The sequence below is a fragment of the Oscillatoria sp. FACHB-1407 genome, from assembly GCF_014697545.1.
Classification (GTDB): Bacteria; Cyanobacteriota; Cyanobacteriia; order Elainellales; family Elainellaceae; genus FACHB-1407.
Window position 1 is genome coordinate 157069 of record NZ_JACJSA010000015.1, and the last position, 17096, is coordinate 174164.

Here is a 17096-nt window from a genome sequence, read left to right on the forward strand (position 1 = left end):
TTTCCTTAAAGCGTGACCGAAGCCCATGTCAACTCTCGTCATCGTTGAATCTCCGACTAAAGCCAAAACAATCCGTAACTATTTGCCCAGGGGCTACCGAGTAGAAGCGTCTATGGGTCATGTGCGTGATTTGCCGCAGTCTGCCAGTGACATTCCGGCAAACTACAAAGGTGAGGATTGGGCAAAGATCGGGGTCAATGTCGATGCCAACTTTGAACCACTTTATATTATTCCTCAAGATAAAAAGAAAGTGGTCAAATCGCTGAAAGATGCGCTCAAAGAAGCCAATGAGCTAGTCCTGGCGACTGACGAAGACCGTGAGGGTGAAAGCATTAGCTGGCACTTGCTTCAGGTATTGCAACCGAAAGTGCCCGTCAAACGCATGGTGTTTCACGAAATCACCGAAGAAGCCATTCAGGAAGCCTTGAGGAATTGCCGGACGGTAGATGAGCAACTGGTTCACGCTCAGGAAACTCGCCGCATCCTCGATCGCCTCGTGGGTTACACCCTTTCTCCGCTGCTCTGGAAGAAGATTGCCTGGGGGCTCTCTGCTGGGCGGGTGCAGTCAGTAGCCGTCCGACTGATTGTTAAACGAGAGCGCGAACGCCGTGCCTTCCGGAAAGGTACCTACTGGGATCTCAAGGCAATGTTGAGCCACGACAACACTCCCTTTGAGTCTCGTCTGGTGACCCTCGGAGGAACTCGCATTGCCACAGGCAGCGACTTTGATGAATCCACCGGGCAAATTATGGCAGGACGGCAAGTTCTCCTGCTCAACGAAGAAGAAGCCAGGGCATTGCAAGATCGTCTGGCAGACAGCACCTGGACAGTGACGAATTTGGAGGAACGCCCCTCCACTCGCAAACCCTCACCTCCCTTCACCACCTCAACCCTGCAACAGGAAGCCAACCGCAAACTGCGTCTATCGGCGCGGGAGACGATGCGAACCGCGCAAAGCCTCTATGAGCAGGGCTACATCACCTACATGCGAACAGACTCGGTGCATCTGTCGCAACAGGCGATCGCCGCTGCCCGGAGTTGTGTTGAGGCAATGTACGGCACTGCCTACCTCAGCCCTCAACCGCGCCAATATGCCACCAAGAGCAAAGGTGCCCAAGAGGCACACGAGGCGATTCGTCCCGCCGGAAGCACCTTCCGCACGCCGCAGCAAACAGGCTTGAGCGGTCGGGAATTGCAACTTTATGACCTGATCTGGAAGCGTACCGTTGCCACCCAAATGGCAGAAGCACGGCAAACCCACGTTACCGTTCAGCTTCAGGTCGAAGATGCTGGGTTCCGCGCCACCGGAAAGCGCATCGACTTTCCCGGTTTCTTCCGCGCCTACGTCGAGGGGTCAGACGATCCCAATGCGGCGATTGAGAGTCAAGAAGTGATTCTGCCAACCCTAACCGTTGGGGATCACCCCGAATGCCAGGACTTGGAGGCGATCGCCCACGAAACTCAACCCCCAGCTCGCTACACGGAAGCGTCTCTGGTCAAAACCCTGGAGAGCGAAGGGATCGGACGACCCAGCACCTACGCCAGCATCATCGGTACGATCATCGATCGCGGCTATGTCCAGATGATCAGTAACAGTTTGGTGCCCACATTCACAGCGTTTGCAGTGACTCGGTTGTTGGAAAACCACTTTCCCGATCTGGTAGACACTAGCTTTACCGCTCGCATGGAGCAAACCCTGGACGAAATTTCGACGGGTGAGGCGGAGTGGCTCCCTTATCTGAAGCAGTTTTATCTAGGTAGCTCTGGTCTCGAAACTCAGGTTAAACAGCGTGAAAGCCAGATTGATCCTACTGAGGCACGGGCGATCGACCTGGAGGGGTTAGACGCCAAAGTGCGGATTGGTCGCTATGGAGCCTACATCGAAGTTGACAATGGTGAGGAGTTGGTCAAAGCCAACATTCCGCAAAACCTCACCCCATCTGACCTCGACCCTGAACAGGTCGAAGTTTTATTGCGGCAGAAGATCGAGGGACCCGACAAAATTGGCTTTCACCCTGAGACTGGTGAGCCGATCTATCAACGCATTGGTCCCTACGGTCCCTATGTGCAGTTAGGAGATGAGACAACCGAGAATCCCAAGCCGAAACGTGCCTCTCTTCCTAAAGGGATGAATCCACAGGAGCTCACCTTAGAACAGGCGGTCAACCTGCTCTCACTCCCCCGAACGTTGGGATTGCACCCCGATACCGGGCGCAAGGTGCAGGCAAACCTGGGGCAATACGGTCCCTACATTGTTCATGACCTGGGCAAGGACGAGGATGGCAAAGTCAAAAAAGACTATCGATCGCTCAAGGGCGATGATGATGTCTTCACCATTACCTTCGAGCGGGCATTGGAGCTTCTGGCAGAGCCAAAACTGGGACGGGGTCGGGGCAAAACAGCCACTCCGTTGCGCGAGTTGGGTGCTCACCCAGAGGATGGTGAACCCGTCAACATCTACAACGGTCCCTATGGTCCCTACATCAAACATGGCAAAATCAATGCCTCACTCCCTGAAGGAGCCAAAGTAGAGGATATCTCGATGGAGGCAGCCGTCAAAGCATTAGCAGAAAAAGCAGGCACCAAAGGGAAGGGTAGTAAAGCGCGATCGAGTCGTGCTAGCCAGTCTGAGGCGGCAGGTAAGACCAAAGCGGCGGCAAAACCAAAAGCGACAGGTACGGCTAAAAAGACAGCGGCTAAGAAAACCACTGCCAAAAAGACCACAACTACCAAAACGACTAAAACCACAAAATCGACTCGTTCAGGGACGAGCCGAAAATCGGCAAAGTCGTCTGAGTAACAGGATGGGGAGTGGGGAATAGGAAGAAAGGGGGTTGATTCCAACCCTGTTTATCGACGCCTGGAGGAGGTTTAAGCCTCTTTTGCAAAACTGGTTTCTTAGGAGTCCTCTCAGCTCCTTAAATCCTTTAATTCTGGGGGACTTTGAGTTCTCCCAAACATCTTGTCACTACCAAAAGCACGCGAACTGGGTACAGATGCGAAGCGCGCCTTTGGGTTAACTCAAACACCTTCTGCTAGGGGGTTTGGGGGAGGTAGTGGCGTCCCCCAATGGGGGGTTGGGGGAGACTCCCCCAACGCCTGGTTTCAAGCGATTGAAACAACCAAACCTCTGATTTAGGGAGAAGCAGAGATCTCTATACTCAGTAGCCTTTCTAAGGAGGTTTGGGGAGGGTTGAAGGGTTTTAGAACACTGCCTAGCGATCGCCAAAATGCTGTTTACAGGTCGCTAAGATAGTGTGGTCGTTGTCACTTACACTTTCCAGTGAGTGATACCCCGGAATCGTGGTAGTAGCAACGGCTGAACCTTGAGAGTTTGCTAGGGAGGCGTTGTGTTGCACGGCAACGGTATAGGGGTAACTCTCCTGGTCATAGCTGGCTGCCATGGTCAGTTGCATCTGATTGGGGCGTAACTCTCCCTGGAAGCAGTCAAACGACGAAGAGGGCATATAAAACGCGCCCACAATGCGATCGCGATTGACCTCAAAAACCACATACGTAGAACCAATCTGCTCAGCTTCAGGCGATTGTCCATACAGATAAACACCATCAGGCATAACCGCTTGAGTTGTTGCCTCAACAGAGGACTCAGCAGATGGATGAGATAGATGATCAGGAACCTCTGCACCCTGCGCCGTGAATCGGGGCACTCCATCAACGGATACCACTAAGGCAATGGTAAAGAGCAAACCAGTTATAGGTTTTTCTAAGCGTTGCCATAGAGTACGTCTACGAGGAGATGCACAGGGGGTAGATGAGTGACGCGATTGATTGGACATAGCTGTAGTTAAGGGGCATCTGATGTCAATCAATATCTCGTGTTTCAGGATAAAGCCTCGTGATTGAAACCCTCTTTGTCTGGTGATCTTTTCACTCTGATTGAGTGATTGAGCACAATATGCAGGAATGATTTAAATCACAATTAGCTGTAATGAGCTAACGCACACCAATGATGGTACTTACCTCACGTTTGAGATTAAGACTTTGGCAGCTTAGATCGCTGCTATCAGAGAAACAATCAATCTCTGTCAGTTCAGCCCACAGCAAGGTGATTCCATATACACAAAGAAAAGTGAATTGGAGTTTAATCCCTTAAATCCCCCAACCCTGAGGGGCTTCAAACCAGTTTCCCCCCAATTTGGGGGGCTAGGGGGGCGAAGCAAAAATTCTTCACCTGTATGAAACCACCCTGCTGTCAGTTCAGCCCACAGGGGATCATCGGTAGTTTGTGAATCCACTCGCCGGGCTTCCTGACCAAACTGACGTTATTTATTAGGGATTGCCCTAGTATGGAAATCATTTAGTCATCGATCGTTTAATATTGCTAACTTAAGAGATGTTTCTAAATGTAAAGTTTAAGCCTCTATATTCAGGAACATTCTTCCATGAGCTATCATTCATCATTCAATATTCAATACAGTATTCATAACAGTCATAAAAGGCATTCAGGGGAGCGAAGAGGCTTTATGGCGGAACAAGATCGGGAACGCTGTTTGAAAAGCCTGACATGGGCGATCGAACAGTTAGAGGGTAAAGCCGACCCAAAGCAACTAGAGAAAATTGCCAATCTGATCATTCAAACCATGACCGGACCCTGGCGATTTTTTCATACCCCAGAGCATATTTTTGAAGTCGGGGGAGACGAAAATGCCGTTGAGGTATTGGCGGCTTTGTTTCACGATCTGGTTTATGTCCAAGTCGATCAGGGTGTTAGCGTCAATATCAGTTGCTATATTTCCGCCTTTGTTAAAGAAGAGTCCCATCAATTAATCATTCGTGAGCAAGCCGAACTGCGTCCCGATCGCATGTTTGAGTTGATCATGGCGATCTTTGGTTTCTCACCCGCTCAAGCCCTCTCACCTATGGCAGGGCAGAATGAGTTTTTGAGTGCAGTCATTGCAGCAAAGGCGTTGGAGCACATGTTACCCACCTCAGCGATCGCCGAGGTCGCTGCTTGCATCGAGGCAACCATTCCCTTTCGACCCAAATCGGAGGATGGAGTTAGCGCGTGCGATCGCCTCTACGAACGTCTCCGCACCACTAACTCAACCTTTGAACTGGGTTGGAGCGATGACAAGGTGATTGAAGTCATCAAACGGGCAGTGCGAGTCGCCAATCGCGATGTAGAAAACTTCGCCTCCCCCAGTTCAGCCCACTTTCTAGACAACACCTGGAACCTTCTACCCGAAACCAACCATCATCTGGCAACCCCTAACTCTTATACCGTTCACGGCTATCGCACCTCCCTACAAAAGATGGAAGGCTTTATGAACTTCCTCAAACCTGAAATCGTATTTCAACAATTTGGCGAGGAACCTGCTTCAGAAACCTACCAACGATTGATCGACAATACGCGCAGAAATTTGGAAGCGGCAAAGCTCTATCTAGGTGCAAAACTGGTGTCGATCGCCATCATTGAGGCTCTGTCGTTTCGCATCGGACGAGACATCCCCATCTCAACCATGATGGGTGAGTTACCGTCTCCCGAATACTCCACTCCCCAGTTAGAGCACTTCATTCCAGAAGTCACTCAGCATCATTCACTCAACACTGATCTAGAGCGGGAAGTCTTGGAACTTCTTGAAAAAGGGCGCAGTTCTGACTCTTCCTATGATGTGAAAAACTCCCCCATTGCCACCTATGTTGTCAAGCTAGTCGGCTTCAGTGAAGTCAGACAATTAATTGAGCATGCCAAGGACTTCTTCAAGGGCAACATTACAGCGGAAGACTTTCTTGCCCTTTGTAACCCTGACGTGGTGAAAGCCGTCACTCATGGAGTAATTCAACTCTTTAGAAGTCGTGAAGTTGCGCTCTCTGAGCCTAATCGAGTGTTGGTTTAGAGGGAAAGGATGAAGGGTAAAAAAGAAGAAGGAAAACCGAAAAAAGAATTCAGGAGAGAGCTAAGGGGATCAAGGATCTAGAAATAGGGGCTAGATCTCTGATTTCTCGTCGAGCATCCTTAAAAGTGTCTAAGTTTTCCATCCCAGAAATTGGGGATTTGGGAAGTCATACGTGGGTTCATTCCCCTACTCTTCTACTCCCCTACTCCCTACTTCCCCAGCAACGATCAGACTCACAAATTGGATAGGTCGGTTGATAGGTGCTACCACGCTTCCCAAAGATGGCATAACGGTTATCTCGAATGAATTCATAGAGGCGATCGCCCCCCATCTTTAACCCCGGCACCGCCCGATAAGCTGCTACAGCCAGATCTGCCGCTGGAAACAACCGTCCAATCTCTTCCGCAGCCGCGCTTCCCTGCCAGCGTTGCTCTGGCACATCTGCATTAATCAAGATCATTCCCTGCTCACAGGCTTCAGGTGTGATCCCCAGGCGATCGAGCATTGCTTCATCTTGCATTGGAGTGTACTGAAACCGCTCTCCTCGATCCAGTGTTTCTAACAACCGAACCAGATTGACACACAAATTACAATTGCCATCGTAGACAACGTGATACATAAGTAAAGAATTAGTAAGTTATATGAGAACGTCTTATCCTGTCAGGACACACGCCGATTTCTCCAACTCCTTAATTTTAAGGGATCTTCCATAGAGTGTTTGCCACACTGGGTGAACCAGAGAAACTTAATTCAACCGTTACAATGCGCCTCCTTTTTTACCTTTGTTAATATCTGGCAAACTATTTTTCAGACGAGTTAGCATTCTTGATGAAACGCTTCATCCGCCAGATCAGGTAAAAAATTTCCAATTAGGCCGACAAATTGTCCGCTCACTAGACGCACTCGATTGAACACATGCCATTGATGCGTTGCACTTTCAAAAACAATCTTTTTTCGCCGCAAACGCTATAGAAACAATAGCGTTTTCTTAACCTAGGCTTTACTCTCAGGGTGTATTGTTCAACAGGAAACCTTGTGAAATAACCCTCAGAAACTAAGCGAATCAAAGGATTTTTATGTTGTTCAAGAGTCGTCCAATGCGCCTAGCTTCAACTTTGTCATTAGTTGTTCTCCTAGGAAGTTTAGCCGCCTGTGCCAGCGGTGGAGATCAAACTGCTACAACTGAATCACCTGCTGCTACCGACACCGCTGCGTCACCCGCCTCTGACCTCAGCGGCGACATCCTGGTAGACGGCTCCAGCACCGTCTTCCCCATTGGTGAAGCAATGGCAGAAGAATTTATGGCTGCCAACCCCAACGTCCGTGTAACAGTAGGAACCTCCGGTACGGGCGGTGGTTTTGAGAAGTTCTGCAACGGTGAAACCGTTGTCTCCAATGCTTCCCGTCAGATTAAAGACGAAGAAATTGCACTCTGCCAGGAAAAAGGGGTCGAGTTCATCGAGCTGCCTGTGGCATATGACGCTTTAACCGTTGTCGTCAATCCTCAAAACGATTGGGCAACCTGCTTGACCACCGATGAATTGAAGACGGTGTGGGAACCTGGTGCTCAAGGCACTGTTACAAACTGGAATCAAGTTCGGGCTGATTTCCCCGATGCTCCCCTTGATCTCTTTGGACCTGGAACTGACTCCGGTACCTTTGACTACTTCACTGATGAAATTAACGGTGAAGAAGGTGCTAGCCGGGGTGACTTCACCGCTAGTGAAGACGACAACGTCCTGGTCCAGGGTGTTGAAGGTGACGTAAACGCATTAGGCTACTTTGGCTATGCCTACTATGCAGAAAACCAGGATCGCTTGAAGGCAGTCGAGATTGACTCTGGCAGTGGTTGTGTTGCTCCCAGCCCCGAAACCGTTGTAGACGGCACCTATACTCCGTTGTCCCGTCCGCTGTTTATCTATGTCAGCAAGCAAGCGGCTGATGAGCGTCCTGAAGTGAAGGCATTTATTGACTTCATGCTTGACCCTGCCAACAAAGGTTTCGTCGAAGAAACCGGATACGTACCGATGGCAGACGACATCTATACTCAAGTGAAGGAACGCTTTGAGAAGGGTGAAACTGGTAAAACTGAAAGCTAGTTTCCTTTGAAAGATTATCGAGCCAGTTGTTCGATCATCTGGCTCGATGCTCTAGCAACTGTTAACCCAGTTGATCCAAGGGGGGTGGGAGACTTCCTTTCCAATGCAACCCCTCCTAACGAACCATTCAGTTGCTGGATTCCATTTTTTTAGAAGTTAAGACACACTGATTGGGTCAGAGCGTTCAGATCCTCAGGATTTTTTGACAAACCTCTTTTTATCCGTTAAAGCGACCCAAATCACGCTTCAACTTCTATTAGAATGTAACGGTGTATACATAAAAACGTCAGGATAGCTCTAAATGCGTCCACGACACTACACATATTTAGGCTTGTTGATATGACTGACGGTCTTCTTCCCTCGTCGCAACAGTCGTCTGAACTATGGCAACCCAACCGATCGGCGAGTGAGTGGTCACAGCGGATCGTCAAAGTTATTTTTGGGACTTTTGCTTTTTTGTCAATCGGTACCACGGTTGGCATCGTTCTGACACTGGTTTACGAGACGTATGAGTTTTTCAAGTTAGTTCCCATCTGGCGGTTTTTGACTGACCTCCAATGGACTCCGCTCTTCACCGACTCCCAGTATGGAATTCTGGTTCTAATCAGTGCTACCTTCCTGACCTCTTTCATCGCTCTGGTCATCGCCATTCCTCTAGGTATTCTAGCGGCAGTCTGCCTAAGTGAATATGCTCCTAGAGGCATAAGAAAGTGGTTAAAGCCAGCACTCGAAATTTTGGCAGGGGTGCCAACGGTCGTGTTTGGCTATTTTGCTCTACTATTTGTGACTCCGATTCTGCAAACCTTTATCCCTGGTATGGGAGCCTTTAACGGGCTGAGTGCCGGGTTGGTGTTGGGAATCGCAATTTTGCCGACGATCGCCTCTTTAAGTGAAGACGCGATTTACGCGGTTCCCCAAAGTTTACGCCAGGGTTCCTATGCGTTGGGAGCCACCAAGCGGGAGACTATTACGAACGTTGTGTTACCTGCCGCTTTGTCAGGCATCGTCGCCTCGTTCATTCTGGGTGTAGCGCGTGCTGTAGGGGAAACGATGATCGTAACTCTGGCAGCGGGTCAAAACCCGAGGCTAACCCTCGACCCACGGGTGTCCATTCAAACCATGACCTCCTTCATCGTGCAGGTGACTAAGGGAGATGCCCCAGTCGGTTCGATTGAGTTTTTGACCATCTTTGCCGTAGGGATGACCCTTTTCCTGATCACCCTGGCATTAAACATCTTTAGTTTCTGGTTTGTTCGCCGTTTCCGGGAGAAGTACGAATGACAACCGTTAATCCCAGTCCACTATCTGACTCCTCTGATCAACGGTTCAGCCCCAACCTGACGGGTCGATACAAGGTAGATCAGATTTTCAAAATTGCCAGTTGGGTCGCTACGTTTATTGGGCTCATCGTGTTGGCAATTCTCGTCCTTGATGTTCTTGCCGATGGTATTTCCAGCGTGAGTTGGGATTTTATCTCCCGATTTCCATCTCGTCGAGCTGAAAACGCAGGTATTCTCTCCCCGTTGGCGGGTACAATCTGGCTTCTCCTGATCACGGCATTCTTCGCATTTCCTATTGGTGTGGGGACGGGGATTTATCTAGAGGAGTTTGCAAACGACTCATTGTTTGCTCGCATCATTGAGATCAATATTGGTAACCTGGCGGCAGTTCCCTCCATCATTTATGGTTTATTGGGACTGACAGTGTTTGTCCGACTTCTGGAGCCCCTAACAGGTGGACGCAGTGTTTTAGCAGGGGGGATGACCCTCGCATTGCTGGTGTTACCTACTATCATCGTGGCAACTCGTGAAGCGTTGCGAGCGATTCCTGACAGTTTGCGCTTAGCAGGTATGGCACTTGGCTCAACTCGCTGGCAAGTTGTGAGAGAGCACGTTCTGCCTCAGGCATTTCCAGGAATTTTAACAGGTACGATTTTGGCATTGTCACGGGCGATCGGGGAAACAGCTCCTCTCATCGTGGTTGGGGCTCAAACCTTCGTTGCCTTTACGCCTGAGCTATCATTAGAGGGTTTCCATTCGTCCTTTAGTGCGTTGCCAATTCAGATTTTTAACTGGGTATCTCGCCCTCAAGAAGAATTTCATTCGATCGCAGCAGGCGCAATTATTGTGCTGCTGATTGTGCTGCTGATCATGAACTCTGGTGCCATTTATTTGCGAAATAAGTTCCAATCTACTCGCGCTTAAGCGTGACTGGACGGGTGTCGTGACGCGATCGCGACACCTCGGTCTATGCTCCACTATTTCTTACTTATTTGACCTAAAGGGACAATCCCATGCAAGCCAACACTTCCGCGCCCGCAACGACAGGGGTCGCCTTTCACGTTTCAGGTGCGAACTACTTTTACGGTTCTAACCTGGCAGTTCGGGATGTGACGATGGACATTCCTGAAAAGAAAATTACTGCTTTTATTGGACCTTCTGGTTGCGGTAAGAGTACTGTTCTCCGTTGCTTCAACCGTCTCAATGACCTGATTCCCGGTGCTCGTGTTGAAGGCACGATCACCTATCACGGTGTAAATCTGTACGACAAACGAGTTGACCCGACTGAGTTGCGTCGCCGCATCGGGATGGTGTTTCAAAAGCCCAACCCTTTCCCTAAGTCCATCTATGAAAACATCGCATTTGGTGCCCGGATTAACGGCTACAAAGGCGACATGGACGAGTTAGTCGAGCGATCGCTGCGGGGTTCGGCTCTGTGGGATGAAGTTAAAGACAAACTCAAAGAGAGCGGTTTGTCAATCTCTGGAGGTCAACAACAGCGGTTGTGCATTGCTAGAGCGATCGCCATTGAGCCTGAAGTGCTGTTGATGGACGAACCCTGTTCTGCTCTTGACCCCATCTCAACCCTGCGAATTGAAGACTTGATGCATGAGTTGAAGCAGCGATTCACCATCGTGATCGTGACTCACAACATGCAACAAGCTTCTCGCGTGTCAGACATGACTGCTTTTTACAACGCTGAAGCCACTGAGAAAGGCGGAAAGATGGGTTATCTGGTGGAGTACGCACCAACTCAAGTCATCTTCAACAACCCTTCTCAAGTTGCCACTCAGGACTATGTCAGCGGACGTTTCGGTTAATTGAATGGGTTGATCAGAAGTCGGAGTTTTCTCAAAACCCCGACTTCTTGCGTTTGAGGTCATTTCTCGTCCGCTTCCTCTAGATTCTGCATCTCTTCAGATCGCTGCATCAACGATTGCACCCGCTCCTGAATGGCTAAATGCCGCTCTACCCCCTCATAAGCGTAGCGGTTGTAGCCGTTTTGCTCGATTTGCAGTTCCATTGCGCGGACGCGATCGCCCGTGTCAGGGTGAGTCGAGAGCCATTCAAATGGTGGGGAGCCTTCTTCCTGCTCTTCCAACGTCACCATCAAGTTGCGGAGTCCATCAGCAGCAAAGCCAGCACTGGCTAACATTCGAGTGCCCAAGGCATCCGCCTGACGTTCCATATCGCGGCTATAGCTGAGCACAGCTAAGTCAGTCACGATGCCACCGTAGGGCACAATATCGAGCAAATTGGCCGTTGCGCTGCCTTGCGTCATGAGTTGAAATCCGTGGGACAGAACGGCATGAGCCAACTCATGAGAGATCAATCCGGCAAGCTCTGCCTCCGAATTTGCCTCCAGAATGGCTCCCGCATTGATAAAAATCTTGCCTCCCGGCAAGGCAAAGGCATTCAACTCGTCATCCTGTACCACATAAAAGCGGTACTCAAAGTCATTGCGACCAGAAACCCTTGCCAGTCGTTGCCCCAATTCGTTGACATAGGTTACGACTTCTTCATCTTCGACCATCTCAAGTCGTTGAGAAATACGCTCTGCGGCTCCTTCTCCGACTGCTGACTCGCCCCGCAGGAGCACAACACTGGTTTGAATGGCAGACAGGGGACCCAAAAATCCTCCTGTGAGAGCATAGCTGAGAGCACCCGTGAGCACGTTGGCGATCGCATTACCCGTAATACGACGACGCATCCGCGATTGAAATGCTTGTAAATTCTCATCGGCTAACTGGGTGAATTCAGGCGCATCCGGTGCATCAGCATTCAACAAAGCATACTGGCGAGCCGCGATCGAGGCTTCTAAGTGCTGCTCCTGCTCTGCCAGAGCAGCGACTCTAGCTCGAATCAACGCTGGTTCATTCGGGTAGAGTGTGGCTGCCCGCTCCAAAACCCGCAACGCCTCGTCGGGCTGTTCCTGCTCGACCAGCACTTCCGCATAGAGGATATTGCCGGGAATGAATTGGGGATATTGCTCCGTCAACAACTCCAACGGCACCATTACACGAGTCACCAGATTTGTACCGCGTCCAGCTTCTGCCTCCCGCCAATAAACCCGTGCGGCGGGAGAAAGTTGCTCAGGATCATAGATTGGGTCGGGGCGATCGCTCACCGAGACGGATTGAAAGGGGTTCTTTGCCTTGCGATAAAGAAATTCTGCGTCTTCGCGTCGCCCCTGAAGCCACAAGCGATCGCCTTCAATCAAAAGTTGCTGTCGCTGGTTAGGGTCTAGATCCGTTGGGCGATCGGTTAACGGTGCATCATCTGGGCTAGCTTCATCGGGCTTAGCTGTGGGTTCAGCCGTGGGTTCAGTTGTGGGAGCCGTCGTCTCTGGAACGTCGCCTGTCGGTGCAGATGCGTCATCCGAGATAGGAGCTTGATCGGACGGGGCATCGGCTTTTAAGTCAGACGGTGACACTTCAACAGTTGAGGGATCTAGAGTCGTCGCTTCGGGAACCTGAACGGTGGCAATCGCTTCAATCTCAGGAAGAGCAATAATCCCAGAGGGGGAACTATTTCCCAGGCTCTCAACGGTAAGATCAAGCGTCGTGATTTGCGCTTCTCCAGCAACTTCTGAAGCTGAAATTGCCGAAATTCCCTCGACTGACTCTGTTTCTGAAGTCGTAACAGGCGTATCTTGAACCGTCGTTTCAACCACTTCAGCCAGAGCAGGCGATGCAAACAGCAATACACTGAGGGGCATGACTGACAACAGGGTACGAACCCACACAAACCGACCTAAACTATTCCCTGAACCATTCATAGAGCGATCGCCTCACACTAAAGGAAACCCAGCGTAGAGAATCAACACAGATCTTAGGTCAGGAGTCCTACTCTTGCCATTTTGTTCCCCTTCAGAACAATAAGTTTGTTACAAAACCGCTATCTCGAAATTTGTAGAACAGGTTAGAACTAGAGTTAGGTGTAGGCATGAGTATTCCAACTATGACCAACGTTGGCACAAGTTACCTCTTATGGTTGCTCTGGTTGTTTGGCGGGGCGGGGTTTCATCGCTTTTATAACCGCAAATTTTTTACAGGTTTCTTGTGGTTGTTCACATGGGGCTTATTTGGAGTCGGGCAGATTATTGACCTGGCGTTGATTCCTCACATGGTTGAAGAAAATAACCTGAAAGCGAGAGTGCGTCTGGGTCTTAGCCCTACTGGTCTGCCACTCAATCAAGCTACGATCGAAGTGGTTGTGCGCGATCGCTCCTTAACTCCCATGACTGAAGTTGCGACTGAAGCGCAAGTCGTTCTCCCTGCAAAACCAACACAAGAAGAGTTGATGTTAAAGCTGCTCAAAGCCGCTCAAGCCAGAGGAGGAAGGATTTCTGTGACTCAGGGCGTGTTAGACACAGAATCTGGATTTGCAGAGGTCGAAGCCACGCTACAAGCCATGGTCAAAACGGGATACGTCACGGTGTGCAACGATCCCGCTACGGGCATTGTGGTGTACGATTTTGTCGAACTGTAGCGATCGCTAACCTCCAAAGACACCAGGAAAGGCTAATTTAAGACCAGCTGTCACTAATAAATTAACTAGACCCACTGGAAGCAGAAACTTCCAACCCAGGTCAAGAAGTTGGTCAATGCGAACACGAGGCACTGTCCAGCGCATCAAAACTGCGATAAAGATCATCACATAAGCTTTGAAAAGGGTCATGGTAATTCCCAAGCTACCTGCGATTAGCTGCACCCAGGGAGCACTCTCACTGACATTGAGCCAATCTGCCAATAAACCAAGGGGAATGGGTGACTCCCACCCACCTAAGTAGAGCACCGCCACGAGGAGAGAGGACAGCACTAAGTTGGCATAGGACGTACCGTAAAACAGCATGAAGCGTACAGCGGAATACTCAGTTTGATGTCCGGCGACTAACTCCTCCTCTGCTTCAGGGAGGTCAAAGGGCAACCGTTCCGCTTCTGCCAGGGCTGCAATCCAAAAGATGATGAAGCCCACGGGCTGCCGCCAGACATTCCAACCCAAGATGCCGTATCCCGACTGTTGATTGACGATATCGATCGTGCTCAGGGAGTTGGACATCATGACGATCGCCAAGACTGCCAATGCCAACGGAATTTCATAGCTGATTGATTGGGCTGCGGCACGTAATCCACCCAGCAAGGAATATTTGTTATTCGAGGAATATCCCGCCATCAATAACCCAATCGGCGCGATGCTCGACAGAGCAATCCACAGGAATATCCCAACCCCAATGTCGGTAATGACGATGTTTTGTCCAAATGGCACAATCAAAAACGACAAAAAGACGGGCACAAATACCAGGATCGGTGCCAGTGAAAATAGCCAGGGATCGGAGTTGTAGGGAATAATACTCTCTTTGACCAGCAGCTTGAACACATCCGCAAACGGAATCAGAACTCCCAACGGGCTGACAAATTCTGGACCAATGCGCTGTTGTGCTGCCGCCGAAATTTTCCGTTCTAACCAGGTTGTGATTAATGCTAAAAACGTTGCTGCTGCAATCACCAGCACCATCGGTAGCGGCATCCATACCACTTTTGCGGCTCCGGTTGGTGCGCCCAACTGTTCAAGAAGGTTCACGAAACTACCTTGCAAATCAATTCCAGAATTCATCATATGAATCGTCCGTTGTGGTAGTGAATGGTTGATAGGGATGGGGGTCGTGGTTAGTGGTCAGTGGTCAATAATTATTGGTCAATAGTCAATAGTTAATGGTCGGTGGTCGGTGATTGGTGGTTGGTGGTTAGTAGTTGATGGTTAATGGTCGTTTACACCATTACACTTCGGCTCCTTCCTTCTACTTTTTTTCTGTTTCCTCAGGACTTACGCAATTAGATCCCTCAAACTCCCTTAGAAAGAGGGCTTCCGGAATTCCCCCCTTTTCGAGCTACCGTGTACACACAGGTCTTCATAGCCCCCTTAAATCCCAAATTCTGGAAGACTTTGAGCCTTTGTCAAGGGTCTTGACTCAATCAGAAGCACCCGTACTTGGAACCGATGCGAAGCGCGCCTTTGGGTGAACCGAAACACCTTCTGCTAGGGGGGTTGGGGAAGGCAGTGGCGTCCCCAAATGGGGTTTGGGGGAGACTCCCCCAATGCCTGGTTCTCACACACTTGAAACAAGCATGCATCGAATTTGGCAGGAAGCGGAGATCGGTATACACGGTAGCTTTTCAAGGGAGGCTAAGGGGGGATCAGTAAGGTTTAGGCTTTGAGTGCGTAAGTCCTATTCCTTCTTCTCTTTGCCTTTTTCCTTTTTCCCTTTTCTTTTTTCCCTTCTTATCCTTCATCCTTCATCCCCTTCTTTGCCTCCCCCAATGCGATCGCCCAGTTGGGTTACCCGGCTAGATGAAGTTGGATGAAGAGAGCTGTTTTACGCTAGTGCTACTGAAATCTTCACGAAGGCACACACGATGACAATGCAGATCCAACGCTATGCCCCTGCGGCTCTTGATCACAGAGCAACCTTTATCGAACGTCACACGTTGTTGCATCACAGAATCACCATTCGCCCAGTCGCGATCGCAGATGTGCCCGCAATGCAGGATGTCATTCGGCGATCGTTTCTCGTGGGATATGGACGATTTGTGCCCTGGAAGGCGGTTCAACACTGGGTCGCAACCGACATGGGCGGGCAGATGGTCGCTCAAGAATGGGAGTCGTTTACCGTAGCGGAGGTGGCAGGTCACATTGTCGGTCTGGTGCAACTCAAAGAAAATTTTGTGCATGAGCTGTGGGTTGACCCAAGCTACCAGCGACACGGTGTTGGCAAGGCACTGTTAGAACATGCGGAAATGGTGTCATTGCAAGCAGGCTATCTTGCTACTAAAGCCTCTGTCTTTGCAGAAAACCTGAATGCGCTGAAATTTTATCTCTCCCAAAACTGGGAGCCTGTCGGCGTACCAGAGCCTTTGGAGCTAGTACCGGGTGTGGTGCTGCATGTGCAAAAGTTGGTCAAGTTTTAAGAGAAGGGTACGAGATACCTGCAATTTACGCGACTAGTAAGGATAAAAACCGGGAGGTCTGAGCAGGGCACGTTGGGACTCTGTCAGTTGAGGGTAATCGTCTGGATTGTAGTAAATCCGATACCAGGCAGATGGATAGGGCGAGTATTTGTAGAATAGGGTGCGGCGATCGCTCTGTCCTGTCCAGGGTAGGGTGCCATGAGTCAGTGCCTCGGTAAAAATGATTGCACTGCCGGCTTTAACGGGTAAGGCTTGCAAACAGGGGTGGGGTAAGTCCAGATAAGCCAGTTCTTTAGGTAAGGAAAGATTACTTTTGTGGCTACCGGGGATATAACCAAATCCACCTTCTCCCGGCAACACGTCCGTCAAGTTATAGGCGATCGCAGTTAGCCCGTTGTACATACGCCCACTTTGATAGTGGTAATACTGACAGGGATCAAAGGGAGTGCCACCTCCATGAATGACTGAATCGGTATCCCGACACCCCGGACGCAAAATGTGAGCATATTCGTGATCCAGACGAAACTTGTCACCCAACAACTCCAATAAGTAGGGAGTCACTCGCGGATTGTCAATCAGGTGCAGAAACGGTTCTCCAAAGGGTAAGAGGTGATTAAACCGAATGAACAGTTGCTCTGGTGAAGCGTTGAATTGATTAACTTGATGGGCGATCGCCTCATTCAACGCACTGACTTGTTCTAGAGTCAATGCATCTTCAACAACAATAAAGCCCCAGAGATCAAATAAATAACGCTCAATTTCGGTCATATTTTTTGCAATTTCAACCCGAAAAATCTCGATTATAGCCGTAGCCACATTTGATGGGGCAGAGGCGAGTCAGGAAACCTTCCCAGCATCGGGTTTGAGCCATTGCCTTAAGCTTTCTGACCA

General features: G+C 49.9%; 13 protein-coding genes. 8 read left to right on the top strand and 5 right to left on the bottom strand.

Annotation, left to right across the window (positions count from 1 at the left end; all coding sequences use genetic code 11):
- Nucleotides 1-25 precede the first annotated feature (25 nt).
- Nucleotides 26-2800, top strand: coding sequence for a type I DNA topoisomerase (gene topA, locus H6G89_RS22665; protein WP_190510650.1), 2775 nt, complete (start codon nucleotides 26-28; stop codon nucleotides 2798-2800).
- Nucleotides 2801-3215: 415 nt separating this feature from the next.
- Here topA and H6G89_RS22670 read toward each other — a convergent pair whose 3' ends face one another.
- Nucleotides 3216-3797, bottom strand: coding sequence for a hypothetical protein (locus H6G89_RS22670; RefSeq protein ID WP_190510652.1), 582 nt, complete (start codon nucleotides 3795-3797; stop codon nucleotides 3216-3218).
- Nucleotides 3798-4484: 687 nt separating this feature from the next.
- On the opposite strand from H6G89_RS22670, the gene H6G89_RS22675 reads away from it, so the two are divergent.
- Nucleotides 4485-5858: a hypothetical protein gene (locus tag H6G89_RS22675; RefSeq protein WP_190510654.1), complete on the top strand. Its 1374-nt coding sequence runs from the start codon at nucleotides 4485-4487 to the stop codon at nucleotides 5856-5858.
- A gap of 202 nt (nucleotides 5859-6060) precedes the next feature.
- On the opposite strand, the gene H6G89_RS22680 is transcribed toward H6G89_RS22675, so the two are convergent.
- Nucleotides 6061-6477 carry a thiol-disulfide oxidoreductase DCC family protein gene (locus H6G89_RS22680; RefSeq protein WP_190510656.1) on the bottom strand — a complete coding sequence of 139 codons (417 nt, stop codon included), beginning with the start codon at nucleotides 6475-6477 and terminating at the stop codon, nucleotides 6061-6063.
- A gap of 478 nt (nucleotides 6478-6955) precedes the next feature.
- On the opposite strand from H6G89_RS22680, the gene H6G89_RS22685 reads away from it, so the two are divergent.
- The 4 genes from H6G89_RS22685 to pstB all read left to right on the top strand — a co-directional run bounded on the left by H6G89_RS22685 (nucleotide 6956) and on the right by pstB (nucleotide 11057).
- The gene (locus H6G89_RS22685) at nucleotides 6956-7957 is read left to right on the top strand and encodes a PstS family phosphate ABC transporter substrate-binding protein (RefSeq protein WP_190510658.1); all 1002 of its coding nucleotides are present in this window, start codon (nucleotides 6956-6958) and stop codon (nucleotides 7955-7957) included.
- Nucleotides 7958-8296: 339 nt separating this feature from the next.
- Nucleotides 8297-9238: a phosphate ABC transporter permease subunit PstC gene (pstC, locus tag H6G89_RS22690; protein WP_190510660.1), complete on the top strand. Its 942-nt coding sequence runs from the start codon at nucleotides 8297-8299 to the stop codon at nucleotides 9236-9238.
- Nucleotides 9235-10161 (top strand): phosphate ABC transporter permease PstA, encoded by a 927-nt coding sequence (gene pstA / locus H6G89_RS22695; RefSeq protein WP_190510662.1) that lies wholly within the window; start codon nucleotides 9235-9237, stop codon nucleotides 10159-10161. The genes pstC and pstA overlap by 4 nt, the downstream gene beginning before the upstream one ends.
- An 89-nt stretch (nucleotides 10162-10250) precedes the next feature.
- Nucleotides 10251-11057, top strand: a complete 807-nt coding sequence (pstB, locus tag H6G89_RS22700; RefSeq protein WP_190510664.1) for a phosphate ABC transporter ATP-binding protein PstB — start codon at nucleotides 10251-10253, stop codon at nucleotides 11055-11057.
- A gap of 59 nt (nucleotides 11058-11116) precedes the next feature.
- Here the strand turns inward: pstB and H6G89_RS22705 are convergent, their stop codons facing one another.
- On the bottom strand, nucleotides 11117-13015 hold the full coding sequence (locus H6G89_RS22705) for a M48 family metallopeptidase (protein WP_199336881.1): 1899 nt from the start codon (nucleotides 13013-13015) through the stop codon (nucleotides 11117-11119).
- 167 nt (nucleotides 13016-13182) lie between these two features.
- On the opposite strand from H6G89_RS22705, the gene H6G89_RS22710 reads away from it, so the two are divergent.
- Nucleotides 13183-13728: a TM2 domain-containing protein gene (locus H6G89_RS22710; protein ID WP_242060072.1), complete on the top strand. Its 546-nt coding sequence runs from the start codon at nucleotides 13183-13185 to the stop codon at nucleotides 13726-13728.
- Nucleotides 13729-13734: 6 nt separating this feature from the next.
- Here the strand turns inward: H6G89_RS22710 and nuoH are convergent, their stop codons facing one another.
- Entirely contained in the window at nucleotides 13735-14853 is a 1119-nt protein-coding gene (gene nuoH / locus H6G89_RS22715) for an NADH-quinone oxidoreductase subunit NuoH (RefSeq protein WP_190510705.1), read from the bottom strand.
- 800 nt (nucleotides 14854-15653) lie between these two features.
- Between nuoH and H6G89_RS22720 the strand changes: the two genes are divergently transcribed.
- Complete coding sequence (locus tag H6G89_RS22720; RefSeq protein WP_190510666.1) at nucleotides 15654-16205, top strand: GNAT family N-acetyltransferase; 552 nt, start codon at nucleotides 15654-15656, stop codon at nucleotides 16203-16205.
- Between the two features lie 33 nt (nucleotides 16206-16238).
- On the opposite strand, the gene H6G89_RS22725 is transcribed toward H6G89_RS22720, so the two are convergent.
- Nucleotides 16239-16973, bottom strand: a complete 735-nt coding sequence (locus H6G89_RS22725) for a phytanoyl-CoA dioxygenase family protein (protein WP_190510668.1) — start codon at nucleotides 16971-16973, stop codon at nucleotides 16239-16241.
- Nucleotides 16974-17096: the final 123 nt, after the last annotated feature.